Annotated in this window: 13 protein-coding genes and 1 pseudogene; 12 read left to right on the top strand and 2 right to left on the bottom strand. The window is 42.4% G+C overall.

Annotated elements, in window-relative coordinates:
- Nucleotides 1-68 precede the first annotated feature (68 nt).
- From ACKPCD_RS01810 to ACKPCD_RS01775, 8 genes and pseudogenes are all read left to right on the top strand, one after another.
- Nucleotides 69-2444 carry a glycoside hydrolase family 2 protein gene (locus ACKPCD_RS01810; RefSeq protein ID WP_321433825.1) on the top strand — a complete coding sequence of 792 codons (2376 nt, stop codon included), beginning with the start codon at nucleotides 69-71 and terminating at the stop codon, nucleotides 2442-2444.
- The gene (locus tag ACKPCD_RS01805; protein ID WP_321433824.1) at nucleotides 2441-5041 is read left to right on the top strand and encodes a family 78 glycoside hydrolase catalytic domain; all 2601 of its coding nucleotides are present in this window, start codon (nucleotides 2441-2443) and stop codon (nucleotides 5039-5041) included. Before ACKPCD_RS01810 ends, ACKPCD_RS01805 begins: the two co-directional genes overlap by 4 nt.
- Nucleotides 5042-5128: 87 nt before the next feature.
- Nucleotides 5129-6463 (top strand): MFS transporter, encoded by a 1335-nt coding sequence (locus ACKPCD_RS01800; protein ID WP_321433823.1) that lies wholly within the window; start codon nucleotides 5129-5131, stop codon nucleotides 6461-6463.
- Between the two features lie 67 nt (nucleotides 6464-6530).
- Nucleotides 6531-6977, top strand: a pseudogene (locus ACKPCD_RS01795) (family 1 glycosylhydrolase); the annotation flags it as partial.
- Complete coding sequence (locus ACKPCD_RS01790; RefSeq protein WP_324292988.1) at nucleotides 6951-7784, top strand: family 1 glycosylhydrolase; 834 nt, start codon at nucleotides 6951-6953, stop codon at nucleotides 7782-7784. The pseudogene ACKPCD_RS01795 and the gene ACKPCD_RS01790, both read left to right, overlap by 27 nt.
- 235 nt (nucleotides 7785-8019) lie before the next feature.
- Nucleotides 8020-8691 carry a response regulator transcription factor gene (locus ACKPCD_RS01785; RefSeq protein WP_321433822.1) on the top strand — a complete coding sequence of 224 codons (672 nt, stop codon included), beginning with the start codon at nucleotides 8020-8022 and terminating at the stop codon, nucleotides 8689-8691.
- Nucleotides 8692-8721: 30 nt separating this feature from the next.
- The gene (locus tag ACKPCD_RS01780) at nucleotides 8722-9399 is read left to right on the top strand and encodes a cation diffusion facilitator family transporter (protein ID WP_321433821.1); all 678 of its coding nucleotides are present in this window, start codon (nucleotides 8722-8724) and stop codon (nucleotides 9397-9399) included.
- A gap of 275 nt (nucleotides 9400-9674) precedes the next feature.
- A complete protein-coding gene (locus ACKPCD_RS01775) occupies nucleotides 9675-10757 on the top strand; it encodes a HAMP domain-containing sensor histidine kinase (RefSeq protein ID WP_321433820.1) in 1083 nt (360 codons plus the stop codon).
- A 155-nt stretch (nucleotides 10758-10912) separates the two neighbouring features.
- On the opposite strand, the gene ACKPCD_RS01770 is transcribed toward ACKPCD_RS01775, so the two are convergent.
- Together ACKPCD_RS01770 and ACKPCD_RS01765 are read right to left on the bottom strand one after the other, a co-directional pair.
- On the bottom strand, nucleotides 10913-11920 hold the full coding sequence (locus ACKPCD_RS01770; protein WP_321433819.1) for a glycosyltransferase family 2 protein: 1008 nt from the start codon (nucleotides 11918-11920) through the stop codon (nucleotides 10913-10915).
- A gap of 184 nt (nucleotides 11921-12104) precedes the next feature.
- Nucleotides 12105-12683 (bottom strand): hypothetical protein, encoded by a 579-nt coding sequence (locus tag ACKPCD_RS01765; RefSeq protein WP_321433818.1) that lies wholly within the window; start codon nucleotides 12681-12683, stop codon nucleotides 12105-12107.
- Between the two features lie 196 nt (nucleotides 12684-12879).
- Here ACKPCD_RS01765 and ACKPCD_RS01760 point away from each other — a divergent pair, with 196 nt between their 5' ends.
- The 4 genes from ACKPCD_RS01760 to ACKPCD_RS01745 all read left to right on the top strand — a co-directional run bounded on the left by ACKPCD_RS01760 (nucleotide 12880) and on the right by ACKPCD_RS01745 (nucleotide 18792).
- Nucleotides 12880-15957 (top strand): glycoside hydrolase family 3 N-terminal domain-containing protein, encoded by a 3078-nt coding sequence (locus ACKPCD_RS01760; RefSeq protein ID WP_321433817.1) that lies wholly within the window; start codon nucleotides 12880-12882, stop codon nucleotides 15955-15957.
- Between the two features lie 16 nt (nucleotides 15958-15973).
- Entirely contained in the window at nucleotides 15974-16450 is a 477-nt protein-coding gene (locus tag ACKPCD_RS01755) for a hypothetical protein (protein ID WP_321433816.1), read from the top strand.
- A gap of 270 nt (nucleotides 16451-16720) precedes the next feature.
- Nucleotides 16721-17425 carry a LytR/AlgR family response regulator transcription factor gene (locus tag ACKPCD_RS01750; protein ID WP_321433815.1) on the top strand — a complete coding sequence of 235 codons (705 nt, stop codon included), beginning with the start codon at nucleotides 16721-16723 and terminating at the stop codon, nucleotides 17423-17425.
- The gene (locus ACKPCD_RS01745) at nucleotides 17422-18792 is read left to right on the top strand and encodes an ATP-binding protein (RefSeq protein WP_321433814.1); all 1371 of its coding nucleotides are present in this window, start codon (nucleotides 17422-17424) and stop codon (nucleotides 18790-18792) included. The genes ACKPCD_RS01750 and ACKPCD_RS01745 overlap by 4 nt, the downstream gene beginning before the upstream one ends.
- Nucleotides 18793-18821: the final 29 nt, after the last annotated feature.

Below are 18821 nucleotides of genomic sequence, written 5' to 3'. Positions count from 1 at the left end.
GGATGCAATACAAAAAAGAAAGCGTTATCTATAATGTGTGGTAGTTAGTTGGAAAAGGAATGGTGGATATGAAGAAAATAGATTTTATGGCGGATTGGCTATTATTAAAAAAAGGAAGTTCGACTATGAAAGTCGTTCAGCTGCCTCATGATGCCATGATAGAGGAAAGACGTAACCCTGAGAATGCCTCCGGAAGTGCCGGGGCCTTTTTTCCCGGTGGGATCTATACCTATAGAAAGAATTTCTTTGTAGCGGAGGATTGGAACGACAAAAAAATCCTTATCGAATTTGAGGGCGTTTACAAGGATGCTTGCGTATACATAAATGGTAAAGAAGCCAGAAAAAATGCTTATGGCTACACTCAATTTTTGATCGATACAGAAGGATTTTTGCAATACGGCAAAACAAATGAAATAAAAGTAGTCGTGGACAATAGTCAGCATCCAAACAGCCGTTGGTATACAGGAAGCGGCATCCATCGTCCGGTCTGGATGCATATCGGAAATAAGGAACATATACGACACCAAGGGCTAAGAATAACAACTTTATCCCATCAGCCGGCAAGAATTCAGATAGAAACGCAACATAACGGGGAAGAAGTGCAGGTGGAAATCCGCCATGAAGGTATAACCGTGGCTTCAGGAAAAGGAGACAATCTCTCTTTAGATATTCCTAGCGCAAAGTTATGGAGTGACGAAAGCCCTCATCTTTACCAGTGCGTGGTGCAGTTGAAAAAGGACGGAGAGATTGTTGACCAGGTAGTGGAAGATTTTGGAATCCGTACTATTGAATGGAATGCGAACGGTCTCTTCGTCAATGGGAATGAAACCTTGCTCAGAGGCGGTTGTGTCCACAGTGATAATGGCATTTTGGGTGCCGTTTCGCTCGCTGTCAGTGAAGACCGCAGAATTCGGATTATGAAAGAAGCCGGATTCAATGCCATCCGGTCTTCCCACAATCCAGCTTCAAAAGCCATGCTGGAAGCTTGTGATAAGTATGGGATGTACGTTATGGATGAGTCTTGGGATATGTGGTATTTCCATAAGAGCAAATATGACTATGCTTCCCAATTCATGGATCACTATAAGCATGACCTACGCGCCATGGTGGAAAGGGATTACAACCATCCTTCGGTCATCATGTATTCGATCGGAAATGAAATTTCCGAGCCGAAAGACGAAAAAGGGGTCCAACTTGCGCGGGAAATGGTGGCCATCATAAAGGAACTGGATGCTACGCGCCCTGTGACTTGCGGCGTGAATCTGATGGTCATCAATATGGCAAGTAAAGGGAAAGGCATCTATAAAGAAGAAGGCGGAAGAGAGAAGGAGCCTGCCGGTGGAGGTGATAAGAAGGTAAGCAGCACGTTGTTCAATCTCATGACATCCTTCGTAGGTACGGGAATGAACAAGGCAGCCAACTCCAAAAAAGCCGATGCCGTCACTACGCCACTGTTTGATAGTTTGGATATCGCCGGCTACAACTATGCTTCCGGCCGTTACCGCAAAGAAGGGAAGATCCATCCCGAAAGAATTCTGGTGGGATCAGAAACCTTTCCACAGGATATCGCTAAAAACTGGAAAATGGTAAAGGAATTGCCCTACCTGATCGGAGATTTCATGTGGACAGCTTGGGATTATCTAGGAGAAGCAGGAATCGGAGCCTGGAGTTATACAGAAGACGGCCGACGATTTGACAAACCCTATCCATGGCTACTGGCCGACGTTGGCGCAATTGATATTTTAGGCAACGTAGGTGCAGAAGCGGAATATGCAGCAATCGTTTGGGGAATCAGAAAAGAACCTTATATAGCAGTCCAGCCCGTCAATAAGCCCGGAAATCGTCCTGCAAAATCCGTATGGCGAGGAACGAATGGAATCAACAGTTGGTCCTGGATGAATTGCGAAGGTAATAAAGCCATAGTAGAGGTTTACGCAGATGCCCATTCCGTGCAATTACGGTTGGGTGATAAAGCAACGAAGAAGAAAAAACTGAAAGACTGCAAAGTGACTTTCAAGAGTTCTTATGCGGCGGGTACGCTGACGGCGGTGACCTTCGATGAAAAAGGCAATGAAATGGGTAGGACAGCACTCACATCCGCGAGCGGCAAGACGGGATTACAACTGACTGCCGAGACAAATACAATCAAGCAAAATGAGGTCGTCTACATTGATGTTTCCTTAATCGGTGAGAACGGGATCATTGAAAGCAATGACGATCAGCTTTTGAAGGTAACGGTTGACGGCGGGGAGTTGCTTGCTTTCGGAAGCGCCAATCCCCGGACCGAGGAAGAATACCACAAAGGCGCGTTCACCAGCTACTATGGCCGTGCACAAGTAATCGTGCGGAGCGGACAGCAAGGAGAAATCACTGTGAAGGTGCAAGGAGTAAGCGCAGGAACAGCTGAACTGAAAATTCAAGTAAAAGAGGAGGGACAAGCGTGAGGGCAATTGAACTTCGAACAGAATATCTAAAAGAGCCACTTGGCCTGGACAATAGACACCCACGTTTCTATTGGAAATGTGAAAATGGGATCACACAAACAGCGTATTGCATCAGCGCAAAAAAAGCGGACGAAGTCGTTTGGGATACCGGGAAAATCTATTCCGATAGGATGACGCATATCCCTTACGAAGGTCCTCCTTTGAAAAGCCGTGACCGTATAGCTTGGTCCGTCTCACTTTGGGATGAGCAAGACAGAAAAGGGGAAGCCGTTACTTCCTGGTTCGAAATGGGGCTTCTGGATGAACATGACTGGGAAGCACATTGGATCAGCGGGAACTATACTCCCCGTAAAAATGAAAGATATCCGGTGGATTGCTTCAAAAAGACTTTCCGATTGCAGAAGGACATCAAGAAAGCCCGGTTATACATGACCGCCTGCGGGCTGTATGAGGCTACCATCAATGGACGGCGCGTCGGAAATTTTGAATTGGCTCCTGGTTGTACCGATTACCGCTACCGTATCCAATATCAAAGCTACGATGTCACTGAGCTTTTGGGAAGTGAAAATACCATGGAAATGCAATTGGCGGATGGCTGGTATCGGGGATCAATCGGGTGTTTTGGTCCAACGAACGTTTTCGGGAAACAGACAAAACTGCTTTGCCAACTGGAAGTGGAATTTGAGGACGGAACGCACGAAAAAATAATCAGTGACGACAGTTTTTCTTGGTCGAATGACGGCGCCATCCGATTTGCTGATCTGAAGGATGGGGAAGTGGTGGATGCTTCCTTCGCACCAACCTACCAGGGGAAGGCAGCACTGGTTAAGGAACAGCTGGTTCCTACAGCTTCCAACAATGTCGACATCAAACAACAGGAACACTTCACGCCGAAATTGATTATGACACCTTCAGGAAAAAAAGTGCTAGATTTCGGTCAAAATATCGCCGGATTCATCTCCTTCCGGATCAAAGGGGCTAAAGGCCAAAAGCTGAAACTGCGCTTGGGTGAGATTTTGGATGAGGATGGGGAATTCACCCAAAAAAATTTCCAGAAACTGAAGCCCGCCAAAGAATTCGGGACAGTGAAAAAATTGCTGCTGATAACCGGAAATGAAAGCAAGATTCCGGGGGAAATGGCCGCCACACCCAAACAGGAAATTGAATACGTTTGCAGCGGTGGGGAGGATGAGTACCGGACCCGCTTTGCTATCTTCGGCTTCCGTTATGCCGAAGTGGAAACGGATATCCATATAGAACCCGCGCAATTCACAGCCATCGCCGTTTATTCCGATATGGAAGAGACCGGAGAATTTTCCTGCTCCAACGAAAAGGTCAACCGATTTTTGGAGAATACGCGCTGGAGCATGAAAGGCAACTTTGCCGATATTCCAACGGATTGTCCTACGAGAGAGCGTCTGGGATGGACAGGGGACGGGCAAGTATTCTTCCATACCGCGGCGTTTCTGATGAATATCGCTCCTTTCTACCGGAAATGGATGCACGACTTCGCGGATGGCCAATTCAAAAATGGTAAAAACGCCGCAGTGATACCTTATGTCGGAATGGACATGGTGTACAACAATACCGGGGGATCGGTTGGTTGGGCGGATGCGATCGTGTTGATCCCTTATCGCTTCTGGAAATGGTATGGAGACAAAGACATCATCGAAACCTTCTACCCGCAGATGGCGCGCTATGCGCAGTTCATGATCAAGAACACGGGAATGAAAAACAAAAAACTGGCCAAGGATAATCCTTATGACCAATATACGTACGAGAAAGGTTTCCATTTAGGGGAATGGCTCGAGCCAGAGGAATTCAGGACCTCTCCTAAGGAACGGACATTGCACACGGAAATATGTACCGCCTACCTGCATGAAACGATGAAATGCATGAGCGAAATAGCTGCAGCAATCGGGAAAGAGGAGGATGCTGCTGTATACGGAGAATACGCGAAAGGCGCAAAAGCAGCCTATGAATGGCTGTTCCTCAAGGACAAGTCATTCGATACCAACCGTCAAGCCGTATTGGTCCGGCCCTTGGCATTCGGCTTAGCGGAAGATGAAAAACGAGAGGAAATTGCGACAGCATTAGTAAGTGCAGTAAAGAATAGGGACTATCGTGTCGGAACAGGCTTTCTCTCCACGCCATTCCTTCTGGAGGCTTTATCGAATAACGGGTATACGGACATTGCCTATAAAATGCTGGAGAATGAAAAGTCCCCCAGCTGGCTTGCAGAAGTAAATGCGGGAGCTACAACGGTTTGGGAAGATTGGGAAGGGAAAGAGAGCCACAACCACTATTCTCCTGGTGCAGTATGCGAGTGGCTGTTCCATACCGTGGGAGGCATAGAGGTAAGCGGCGAAAACCACTTCAAGATTAAACCCCAACCCGGAGGCACCCTTGAATATGCCACTGCTTCATACAATAGCTTATACGGGCTTGCTGCAACGAGCTGGAAAAAAGGAACAGAGGGCTATCAATTAGAGGTGACCATACCGGCAAACACAACCGCCGAGATTTGTCTGCCGAATTACATGCCGGAAACGATTACGGCGGGTACTTATCAGTATACCTTTGACAAAGGAGAATAATCGTATACTGAAAAAACGAAGTGGCCATTCATAACATATTCCCAATAATCATTAGAAAAATAAGCTACAGAAGAAAGAAGGATTATGATGGAAAAAACGATTAGTGCAAAAATGTCAAAGAGTATGCCAAACTGGTATATTCCAGCATGGTCAACGCGAGCGGTATCAATTGCTGTCAGTATGATTATTTTAAATCAGATTACATTTTACTCCACTGAGGTACTAGGGTTAAATATTGCGGTAGTGGGGACCGTATTTTTGGTAGCAAAGATTTTTGATGCGATGGCAGACCTATTTGTGGGTTATATGATTGATAAAGTTAACTTTAAAGGAGGGAAAGGGAGACCTTATGAATTACTGGTCGTTCCTCTATGGATTTTGATTGTCATGTTTTTTAGTACGCCAAATATGGGACAAACTAGCACGCTCATTTATATCTTCATAGTCTATACCCTGATTACTTCGATTTGCCAGACAACACTACAAGCTTCAGAAACAGTGTTTCTGGGACGTGCCATCGTAAAAGACAGTGATAGAGGGAAATTATTAGCTATCTCTGGCGTGATTGTCATGTTGCTTGCAGCAGTTGCCAGCATGTTGCTGCCCAATCTGATGGTTGCTTTTGGAAATGAACCAGGTGGATGGACAAAGATATCACTTATATATGCAATACCCATGATGTTATTAGGAGTCATCCGATATTTTACCATCAGAGAAGTCAAAGTTGAGCCTGAAGAGGCTTCGATCCAACAATTGAGTCTGAAAGAAAGCATCAAGTTATTTTCTAAAAATAAATACATTTTCATCTTGTCAAGTGTCATAATGCTAGCAAATGCAATCCAAAATATCATGGCAATGGTTGGTACTTATTATTTCACTTACATCCTAGGTAATTTAGGGTTGATGGGGCTGATTGGGTTATTAGGTTTAGCAGGACCCTTTATATTATTACTATTTCCAATAGTGACAAAAAAAGTTGGTGCGGTAAATTTCATCCGCATAGGTTTAGCTGTCTCCTTAATTGCCAGCGGAATCCGTTTCTTTTTCCCAACGAATGTCCCAATTGTATTACTGACGGTGATGTTTACAGGTATTGGGGCGTCAGGAGTCACAATGCTCAACCATTATTTTATATTACAGTGTATTGATTATGGTGAACTTAAGTTTGGAAAACGAATAGAAGGGTTGGCTGCGGCTTTAAATAGCTTCACTGCAAACCTTGGCCAAGGTGTTTCAGCGGCTGTTATCGGAGTTATGATGGGAATTGCTGGCTACATGCAATCGAGTGCGGTCCAAACCGATGCTGCATTATTCTCAATTAAAGGCTTATATACAATTCTGCCAGGTGTTATTTGCCTCATAATGTTGATACTCCTTCACTTTTTTGATGTTGAAAAACAACTAGATAAACTACGAAACTAATAAGTATGAACATAATTTTAAAAGCAAAAGGAGGAAATAAGCATGAATAAAAAAGCTGGGAAGTTTTTTGCTTGGTGCAGCTACAGCAGCGCACCAAGTGGAAGGAAACAATATCCACAGCGATTTTTGGGCATTGGAGCAGATGGAGAATTCCGGCTACAAAGAACCATCATTAGATGCGGTAGACCACTACAACTGGTATGAAGAAGATATTCAGCTGATAGCAGAAGCTGGTCTGAATGCCTATCGCTTTTCCATTGAATAGGCGAGGATCGAGCCGGAAAAGGGTCGGTTTGATGAGAAGGAAATCAAACACTACGAGAATGTATTGAAATGCTGCAGAGAGCACAACATCACTCCAGTTGTCACCATGCACCACTTTTCTTCGCCAAAGTGGTTGATCAGCGAAGGCGGATGGGAAAGTGAAATCACCATTCAGTATTTCGCAGACTACTGCCGCCATGTGGTCAGCAAATTAGGGGATCTAATGGAATATGTCTGCACAATCAACGAAGCGAATATGGGACTGCAGATTGCCGCCGTAGCCAGAGACATGATGATGAAAATGGGGATCACTCCACAAATCGGACTGAATTTTGAACTGCCAAAGGAAATGCAGGGAAGAAAGGCGGCGGAAGCGGCGGTCTTTGGCCTGAAACCGGAACAGCCGGTCAACACCTTTTTATCCCTGCGCTCAGAGAAGGGAGATATTCTGGTTATGCGTGCTCATGAGTCTGCACGCGAGGCCATGAAGGAAATATGCCCGCATCTGAAAGTCGGGCTGACGTTGTCGCTGTTTGACATCCAAGTGCAGCCAAGGGGAGAAGCTCAGGCAGAGAAAGCCTGGGATGATGATTTTGCGCATTACCTTCCTTATCTGCAAAAGGATGATTTTATTGGCGTACAGAATTATACAAGAAAGCTGATGGGAGAAAACGGAAGTCTCCCGGTTCCGGAAGGTTCAGAAGTCACCCAGATGGGCTATGAGTTCTATCCGGAAGGAATCGGGCATGTTATCCGTCGTGTGGCGGGGCAATTGCAGAAGCCGATTTTTGTTACGGAAAATGGCATCGGAACGGACGATGACAGCAGGCGGGTGGAATATATAAAAAGGGCATTGACAGGCGTGGGGGAATGCGTTGCTGATGGTATTCCGGTGATCGGGTATCTGCACTGGTCCTTGTTGGATAACTTCGAATGGCAAGAAGGCTATGGAAAAACATTCGGATTGATTGCGGTGGACAGGAGTACCCAGAAGCGGATGCCAAAGCCGAGCTTGGCATATTTGGGAAGCTTTAGAAACAACTTTATTCCGGAGTAAATAGTACGGGAATATTCTAAAGATTAACCTGAATTTTGCAGTCTTTAAAATGGAATGAAGAGGACTCACAAAAGCGGATGCTTTCTGTGAGTCCTCTTCGTTCTTATCACCTCCCGCAGTCCGTTGCGTACTCTTAAAGAATAACTCTATTGTATCAATGCAGCATCAGCGGGAATTGTTTACTTTGCTGTTACGTAGACAGTGTATTCTTGGTTTATGCAGAGGAGGTGAACAGATGACGAAAGTGTTAGTGGTGGAAGATGATCTGAAATTGAACCAGATCGTATGCATGTACCTATCCGATTACGGATATACGATACAAGGTTGCCTGAACCCCAATGAAGCTTATGATCTGATGCATGGCGAGATGTACGATCTTATCATCTCTGATATCATGATGCCGTTTGTCGACGGATTCGAATTTGCGAAAATGATCCGTTCCTTGAATAAAACAATTCCGATCCTGCTCATGACCGCAAGGGACGACATCGTCTCGAAACAAAAAGGTTTCCGGGCCGGTATCGATGATTATATGGTCAAACCAGTCGACCTGAACGAACTCGTGTTGCGGGTGGAGGCTTTGTTGCGGCGGGCGAACATCATGAGCGAACGAAAAGTGGTGGCGGGGACTCTCGTGTTGGATGCCGATGCTATGACGGCCAGTCTGGATGAGACGGAGATCCCGGTGACGACTCGTGAATTCAATATTCTGTTCAAATTGTTGTCCTATCCCCAAAAAAACTTTTCGCGTGCCAATCTGATGGATGAATTCTGGGGTTTGGAGAGCCAAATCAGTCTGCGGGCCGTCGACGTCTACATCACCAAACTGAGGGATAAGTTTTCTGCCTGCGAAGCTTTCCAAATCACAACTGTCCACGGCATAGGCTACAAGGCAGTGCTGAAATAAGTGTGGACAAACACAAAGGCGGAGGGGACTGTGTTGGGAACGAGGGAGAAGCGATCTGACCGATTTTTTGACCAAATCATTACGAATCGCCAACGAATCGCTGGGTACCAGAAGGAGTATCGGCGCTTCTTCACCTACATGATCATCCTAAAGGATATGCTGTTTGTCTTGGCGAAGGCACTGCTGAGCCTGTTGTCTCTATCGGGGTTTATGTTGGCCAATGCACTGTACAGCTCCGGAATGGGTATCGCTCGCTTTGTCGCGCTACAGATGCCCGAGCAGGATACGAAGAGAAAAAAGAAGAGTTATCGGCGAGTGGGGATCATCATCACGGGTGCCAGCAGTTGTTATAGCCTCTATTCTCTTCGCCTTTTTTATGGGGAAATCACCCGAAGCTATCCATTGAATCTGGCCGTTCTGATTGCCGCATATACATTTATTCTGTTTGGAATCAACCTGCGGGGAGCGGTTAAATTAAGATATAGCCAGGCTTTGGAAGCGAAAGCCCTGCGTGGAATCAGCCTATCTGGGACTTTGCTCTGCTTTTCAATCACGCAAACCGCCATCATGTCCGCAGTCCATGAAGACAACTATACAGCGAGCAGCGGTATTGCGGGCATAGTGTTCGGATTGTTGGCCTGTCTTATCGGTCTTCGCATCATAAAGGATAGTTACGACTGCAGATATGAGGATAGGAAACAGTCCTGATCAACATTAACACGATGCGAACAATTCTTAAACAAATCAGCAACAAGCTCGGCGTATGCTTATGTATGTAAAAAGAAACAAATGAAACCTTGAAAGGAGGTGACTACATGGATCCGAAAGTATTATTTGTTTTAGTGGCTGCGGCAGCAGTCGGAGTAGGTGCTGTCATCAAAAAACGCAAAAATTAAGAGATTATCAGGGAGAAACCTTTACGTCAGGCCGATTATAAGCCAGGCGAAGGGTTTCTTTTTCTTCAGATAGAAAGGGGAGTCAGAATGAAGAAAAACAAAAAAGAACTGGGCATTGATCCGAGGGTCAAGCGAAAGCTGAGCTATTGGTATGGGTTTCTCGTTATCTTTTGGGTATTGATTGCATTGGCTGTTGCACAGGCGCTTATTTACAACACATACGTCGGGGTCAATCATATGCCATTCTATTATGTTTTGTCGATGGTGGGTTTCTGGGCAGTCGTTACACTTGTGATCATCAGCATCATCTTCTATCAAAAAAAGTATTATTTCGACAAGCCGATGAAGACCTTGAGTCAAGCCGCCAAAACCGTCGCGGAAGGCGATTTCACCGTCTACATTGCGCCGTACCACAAGCAGGACAAGTACGACTACATCGATGTCATGTTCGAGGATTTCAACAAGATGGTGGAGGAACTCGGCAGCATCCAAACGCTAAAAAATGACATCATCAGCAATGTCTCCCACGAAATGAAGACCCCGCTATCGGTGATCCAAAGCTATGCCGTAGCCCTTCAAAAAGTGGAGTTGTCACCTGAGTATGCCCAAGACTACATCGCCACCATCGTGGAAGCATCAAGGAAACTGGACTCACTGATTACGAATGTCCTCAAATTGAACAAGCTGGAGAATCAGGAAATCATTCTGGACATCGAACAGCTGGATTTTTCCAGACAATTGGCGGAAGCCATCCTCAAATACGAAATCATCATCGAACAGAAGCAGCTTGAAGTCGAGATCGAACTGGAAGAGAATATTTTTATCGCCTCGAACAGCGGCATGCTGGATATCGTGTGGAACAATATCCTCTCCAACGCCATCAAGTTCACCGATCCGAACGGAAAAATCAGCATCAAACAGACCTCCGACCAGAAGAGGGTTTACGTCCAGATCATTGACACTGGTTGCGGTATGGCACAAACAACGTTGAACAGCCTCTTCGACAAATTTTACCAAGGCGACCCTTCTCGCTCCTCTGAGGGCAACGGCCTCGGAATGGCCCTAGTCCTGCGCGTCGTGAATCTGTTAAAAGGCTCCATCACCGTTGAGAGCACGCTGGGAAAGGGTACAAAGATGACGGTCGAATTGCCAAGGGGATGGGGAGTTTAAATTATTTTGTCACGGTTGCGTTTTTTCATAAATAAAAACGTGCTGAGGGAATTTTATCCATCAGCACGAAAAAGTATAGAATCTAATTTAACATCAATAACAACAGGGACAATGACTATGCAAAGCTACATTACAGCTACTGATTTCCTGGATCATCAATTGAACCCGTACATTTTTTGGGCGACCTGATATACACCAATAGCCGTTTTTCTGCCGAATTTTCCGGGTAAGTGGACACCTAAACCAAACAAGCCCCTGCGTAATTTTTTATGGAGAACAGGATCCGTTTGTTTCAAAAATGACCAGAGTTCTTCTTTCTTCCGTAAACTCTCTTCAGAGCCTTCTTTGATCAAGAGGATGGAGGATACGGCAGTGATGATTTCAACATACTTCTGCATATATTTTACAACAGCGATATCCAAGTCTTCAGCCGTAGAATAATGATGAATCATTTGTCGATTGACGAACAATTGCTGATCAATCCGACTGATCATGACTGCCTCATTAACAGACTGGTCTTCTCTGCCGATATAGTATCTGTACAAATCTACATCCAAATAGTACATTTTCCGAACTTGAATGAGAGGTTGGAAGACATACAGATTATCTACATAAAATGTATGCTGCGGCAATTCCAAATTGATTTTCTTTAATAATTCTGTTCGGTAAATTACGGAGTGCATCAATAAATATTTGCCTATCGGAAAGTGAACATCTTCCCATCCAAATGCTTGTTGGACAGGCATAAATTTATCATATTTGATCACTTTTTTGTGTTTGGCATCGATTTTTTCATAAACATAGTTACTGATTACCATATCAAGTTCGGAGTCAAATTGTTTTTCCAGAAAGTTCAAAATATGTTTATAAGCGTTTGCTTCTAACCAATCATCACTATCGACTACTTTGACGTATTTTCCGTTTGCAAACTTTAAACCAGAGTTGATCGCTTGACCATGGCCGCCATTTTCTTGATGAATCGCCTTAACGATAGAAGGAAAATGTTTTTGATAATTATCTGCTATATTTGCTGTATCATCTTTAGAGCCATCATTGACGATAATGATTTCTACTGCGTCACCTCCCAACAATAGTGAGTTTATACAGCGTTCCATATATTCTGCAGAATTGTAACAGGGGACGATTATGCTAAGTACTTTCATTTTTTTTCCTTTCTAATGATATAATTGTTTAATTTGGTAAATGGGTTTCCGTATTTATATAGAAAAAGCTTTACAGTCATTTTTAATGATCTGTAGAGCTTTATTTTTTGATGATAATAAAGGATATCACGTGATTAATTTTCATTAACCCACATGAAAAAATTCTGTCGATTCAAGCGAATACTTACTTCCAGCTTGTGATATTTCCATCCTCTGTTATAGAGAATGTTGTTGCCGGTACAGCTTCTAATAATTCGGGCTTATCTTCACTCGACCAAGTACCCAATGGAGATTCAGAGCCTGGCTCAGCTAATGTAATGATTTCGGCTAATTGTTTAGCTGTGGAATCGCATTCATCTTCAGGGATAGAATAGGTAACCGATGTTGCTTTATCAATTTTGATCGTAGTATCTGTTTGTTCTAAAACTTTACCTTTAGCGGTATTCAAAACTGTAAGCGCAATTCCTGCTGCATCACCAACTTCATATGCTTCTTTAGTATCGGGATTTCCTGTGTAAGCTTTTGAAGTCAATGTATATTCGTCACCTTCAATTTCAAGTTGATAGTCCACGAATAACTGATTTTGCGAGGACATCATCCCTACAATTGTTTCGTTAGGGAATAAGTGAGGGCCTGTAATCTGATCAGCAGTTTCCATTGAATAGCTGGCAGTATAGGCTGCACTATCAGAACCACCGCAGCCGGCAAGTAATAAAACAGGCAATGCCAATAATGAGAACAAGTAACCAATTGATTTTTTCATGATTTTTTAACCTCCAATGTTTGATGTACTTAAATTATAGCGAGACATAATGAAAGCGTATTGCATAAATTTTACCAATAAGTACAGGAGATTGACTATTGTGTGTAAATGAAGTGCAAAAAGTAAGCAAAAAAATGCAATAAGAGACTGCCCTCAATCGGTACAATGATAGTAATTTAAAATAGGAGGGTAAGACATGAAAAAATTTATAAATAACCATTTGTACTTTCTCAGAGGGATGAGTAATGTTTTTATCGCGCTGCTGACTTTTTTTATGTGTGCATATTCCATTAGTGATACATGGCGCTCTACGATAGATAGCGCATTTGGTGTTATCAGCAATGAAATCGCTTTAAGTAAGGATGAAGCTGATTACAAATACCAGTCGCGGTTTAAAACAGCTAAAGAATCCATTCAGGCAGAAAAAGAACTGGCGATACGCTTGCAACAAGAAGGTTCCGTATTGTTGAAAGGAAATGCTGATGGACTACAAGTAACTGGGGATAAAGGAGTTACTTTGTTCGGGATGAGAAGCTATATGACGCAGTATGGTAGTTCGGTTGGATCGACAGTTTCAAAAAAAGCAGACCAATTAGTATCTTTGTCAGATGCGTTATCCGATCGAGGATTCTCAGTCAATCCAGCGACAGTATCGTTGTACAAAAATGTTGTAAAACAATACGCCCCTAGCAGAGCGGATTCCGGCAACAATGCAACAACTGAAATTGGGGCAGTTATCAACGAGGTTCCCCAAAGTGAATACAGTGTGATCGACAGTAGTGAGTATGCTGACTTTCAAGATGCAGCAATCGTTGTAATAGGAAGAGATGCAGGTGAAGCCAGCAGTTTTTATCCTGGTGAGAGCGGAATCGGCAATCCGGACGAGTTTTCAACCAGTGAAACAGGAAATGTTCTGGGTCTCTCGGATGATGAAAAGGACTTGTTGGCATATGTAAAAACGCAGGGCTTTAATAAGATTATCGTCCTGCTGAACTCTGTTAATACATTAGAAATAGAAGAACTAAAAAATGATAGTGAGATAGACTCCATTTTATGGATTGGCACTCCGGGAACCTACGGATTTTATGGAGTTGCAGATTTGCTTGCTGGAACGATACTGCCATCAGGACATTTGGCGGACACGTATGCAGTGAATACTGCAAAATCACCAGCTGTTCAAAATTACGGTGTCTATAATTTTTCAAATGGAGAAGAAATCGATCCGACTGCTACAGGCGAAAACCCGCAATTTAAATTAAGGTCAAATTGGTATGTAGCTGAAACAGAAGGTATCTATGTAGGATACAAATATTACGAAACAAGATATTATGACTCAATCATGGAGCAAGGTAATGCTACCGTAGCATCCAAAAATGAGACTTTTGATGGCAGTGGTTTTTGGGATTATGAAAATGAAGTCACTTATTCATTTGGATATGGGATTGAGGGTTCTGTGTTCTCCGAGGAAGTTGTTTCTAAAGAGATTGATTGGAGTGGTAACGGCGATTCTTCTATTGATATTGAAGTCACCAATATAGGTGAAAGAGGAGCAAAACATGTTGTACAACTTTACGTACACAGTCCTTACACGGAATATGACAGACAAAATGGTATTGAAAAATCAGCAATTCAATTGGTTGGATATGGCAAGACAAACGATGGCTCTGATTCCGTACTTGAGCCCGGCGAAAAAGAAACAGTGACCATCACATTTAATGTGCGTGATTTTTCTTCATATGACAATACATTTGAACATGACGGGGTAAAGGGCGCCTTCCGACTTTCAGAAGGTGATTACTATTTCGCAACCGGAAATGGTGCCCATGATGCAGTTCAGACAATCATCAAGCAACAAGATGCAAGCAAATTAGCGGATGTAACGACAACCGGTATCATAGTAGGAATTGAACAACTACCATCAAATGTAGATTTTGTTACCAGCATCAACGGGGGGCTTGTGCAAAATCAGTTTGAAGATGCAGATATCAATAATTTGGGGACGGAGACCTCTGTAACGTACTTAAGCAGAAATAATTGGTCAGATACCTTCCCGGAAGAAGTAAAGGAATTTACAGCTAGTCCGGAAATGATAATAGAACTACAGAACCAGACGCTGGATCTTGAAGCGGCAAATGCAGCTGCTGAAAAAGCAGAATTTGTGTTTTCAAGTGATAACGGAAGTACGGCGTTTGATATGAAAGGTATACAAGATTTTGAAGATCCTATATTTGATTCGATTAGGCAAGCTACTGCCATTGATAATGTATTGAACAGCTTAATGGGGAATGTACTTACAGATAAAGAGTCAGTGACGCCTAGACCGTATCCAGCTGATAGTCCGCTAGGGTATATTGTTCCTTATGGAAAGTTCAACACAAGTGGTATTCATGCTTTGGATAAGGAAGATGAGGGATACGGATATGAACCAAATGTTTTCAGCAGTGGCACTGTAGTAGCCTCGACATTCAGCCATAAGTTAGCAGAAGAGCAAGGGATGCAGCTGGCTGATGATGGTTTTTGGACAGGTGTCAATTGGTGGTTTGGCCCAGGACTTAATCTTCATCGTACACCATATAACGGAAGAAATATCGAGTATTACTCCGAAGATTCCGTATTGTCAGGAATTGTAGCCGAAAATGTGATCACGGCCTACCAAGATATGGGTATGATTGCAGGTGTGAAACATTTTGCTTTCAATGATCAAGAAGCAAACAGAGACGGGATAGCAGTATTTTTTGATGAACAGGGCGGGCGTGAAAACGAGTTGCGTTCGTTTGAATATGCCTTGGTAAAAGCCGAGTCTAAATCTGTTATGACAGGTTTCAATCGGATCGGCACCACCTTTTCAAGTGCGGATGCAGATTTTATTTCCGGGTTGACTCGTGAAGAGTGGGGTTACAAAGGATTCATTTTGACGGATTCAACAAAATCAGCTGATTACATGCGAGCAAATGAAAGTTTGATGGCTGGAACAAACATGATGCTTGGTGGATTTACGCACTATGGAAGCGGAAAAGAATGGGAAGACCTCAATGCAGCGACTCTTGATACAAACCCTGCATTATTGGAAAAAATTAATGACTCGTATCATTATTATCTATATATGTTAGCGGATACGACGGTTTTGGATGGTCTTGATAGTGATACCACTGTAGGAGCAATGGCAATTTGGGAAATAGGCTTGCTATCCTTAATTGCATTGTTTGGTGCCGGCACACTCATTTCGTTAGTTTTTACTGTAATGAGTTTAGCGAATGCCAACAAGAAAACCTGAAAGGAAGGGAAATAACATGAAAAAATTAAAAAATATATTAGCCAGTGAAGAAAATAAAATTTTTGCAATAAGGAGATGTGTTATTTTTTTGCTTAGTCTAATTGGGCTTATTTTCTTTCTGCTAAGCTACACAACAGGATATTATACGTTTGGTGAAATGAATAGCCTATTGATACTTACGTTAATAATAGCGAGTCTGCTGTCAGTAGCGGTATCAGTCATTGCGACAAAAAAAGCTACAGGTGAAGGAATTTTGACTATGCTGACGTTTTTCATCACCGCACTGCTTATTGCTAGTGCAGCTTTGTTGTTAGGCGATCGAATGGAAGGCATCGGATTTACTGTTTTGACTCAGTTTGATGCAGGCCGGGGTGGTGAGGAAGCCTGTTATTTATCATTTGTTTCAATGGGAAGTTTTCTGATAGCAGGCATTGTTAATATAGTGGGTTCCTTTTCTCCCTCGTTCAGAAAAAGAGAAGCAATGACTCAGTAAATGTCGTCCTTGATGTAAACGTGATGATTTTTACTGCATAGATGAGGGCAATAAAATGTGGAACGCAACATTTTATTGCCCTTATCTGCTTATTAGGAATAGAGCGTTATCATTACTTTGATTGTGAGGTTCTTTTGATATAAAATATGGTCAGGCCAGACAATGCCATTCTATTCATTTTTAATAAATCAATTACCTTACTATTAGAGGCTGCTTGTACTTTTCTGCTTAGTTATTATTTAGCAACAATGAGGAAAGGAGGAATTGTTCATGAGAGTTGCTATCGTAGATGATGATCCGCTTGTTAGAGCTACTTTAGAGGAATATATCAGTCGCTTGGCTGATGAATCGGGAATGAAAGTAAACACTTCAGCCTATTCTTCCGGGGATCAATTTCTGGAAGGATATAAACTGATTTATGACATCATAATTTTTGATATCGATATGCCAGGTATAAATGGTATGGACGCAGCTAAAAAAATACGCGAAGTGGATCATAATGTGACGATTATATTTGTTACAAATATGGCTCAGTATGCTATAAACGGATATGAAGTGGGCGCAATCGATTATATCATCAAACCAATCAGCTATTATGACTTTTCCACCAAGTTCAGAAGAACGATAGCCAAAGCTGCCCAACAAAAAGACTATTTTATGATGATAGATACAGAAGAAGGAACACGCAGGATTAAAATTTCCGAATGTGTATATATAGAAGTTATCTCACACTACTTATATTTTCACAATGTGGATTCGGTCTATAGGATAAGAGGGAGCATGAAAAATAAAGAAGAAGAGTTAAAGCCATATAACTTTGTGAGAGTGCATAAATCTTTCTTAGTCAATATGAAATTTGTGGAAACGATCCAAAATAAAGAAATTATCGCTGATGGAGTTAGAGTTCCTATTGGCAGAGGGTTTAAGGATGCCATGATGCAAGAATACATCAGATATATTAGAGGAGAACTATGAACTTCACATATTTGGACTATTTTGATCAATTCAGGTTTATGGGAGGAACCATTTTTGCAGAATTGATATTTATTGTTCATGCTATACCCAAACGGAAAAACTTCGGAAGTCGCAGTGTTCTAGGTTTTATTTTGTGTATTTTGTTATCGCTGACCTACTTGCCGCTGATTGAATATTTTATGGCTGAATACGCCTTTGCTGTTGTTTCAACGTTTAGCTTTATCTGGTGGCTTTTAGCAAGCCTTGTCACGATAGCGTATATCCTGTTTTGTTATGAATTGACGGCGGTACATGCGATCTATAGATGCATCATGGGGCTAGCGCTACAGCAAATCATTACCGTAGCTGTTCGCTATTGTATCGCAGGGATCTGGTTTCCAGGCCTCCCGGAAAATTATCCACTGCTGTACACCGGTATTACGTTTGCAACATATATTTTCTTTTACTTATTGGGGTATCACTTGATTGCAAAGAAAATGCAGACATCTGATCATCTTTACTTCCTTAACAGTCGAAAAATATTATGGAGTTATGTGCTATTGATTCTTATTTATTCTACATTTTCAAATGTCACAATCGGGATTTTCGAGTGGGTGTTGGCACCCTTATCACTGTTCGAAGAATTGCTGGGCACAAAAACCATCCTTCAATATTTTTGTATAGGAGTCATTTTGTTTATCTCTATCGTTATATTTCTCATTCAATATAATGTGTATGAAATTTCTTTCCTCCGCTTAGAGGCTGAGACTCTAAAACAACTTCAAGTGGAGAAAGAAAAACAATATATTTTCTCAAAAGAAAATATAAATCTAATGAATCAAAAATCGCATGATCTGAAACATTTTTTACAAGCTTTGAAGATGGCTGATTATTCTGAGCGGGAAAAATTAATCGAAGACACAAATGAAGTAGTCCAATTTTATGACTCTATTATAAAAACGGATAGTGAAGTGTTGAATACTATTTTGACCGAAAAGAGTCTCCTGTGTACCAAATACAACATCAAGCTGACCTGTTCCCTCAGCACAACAAAATTAAGTGAACTTGCGGTAGTCGATTTGTACACGATGTTAGGGAATGCGATAGATAACGCGATAGAATGCGTGAAGGAATATAATGAACTTGAAAAGCGGATAATAAGTGTTTCAATACTTGAAAGAGGGAACGTTCTCTGCATATTTATCGATAATTATTTTGAAGGCACTCTGGAATATGAAGATGGAATCCCGCTCACCAGTAAAAAGGATAACGCCTATCATGGGTATGGCGTAAAGAGCATAAAAATGTTAGCGAGAAAATATGGAGGGGATATTAGGATCAGCGATATAAATCATAGTTTTTCACTTCAAATCATGATCCCGATTTAGACTTTTCTGTACCATAGGCTTAAAAAAAT

It is taken from the genome of Trichococcus flocculiformis, assembly GCF_963662535.1.
GTDB lineage: Bacteria > Bacillota > Bacilli > Lactobacillales > Aerococcaceae > Trichococcus > Trichococcus flocculiformis.
This window is presented reverse-complemented; position numbering and strand designations above follow the sequence as displayed.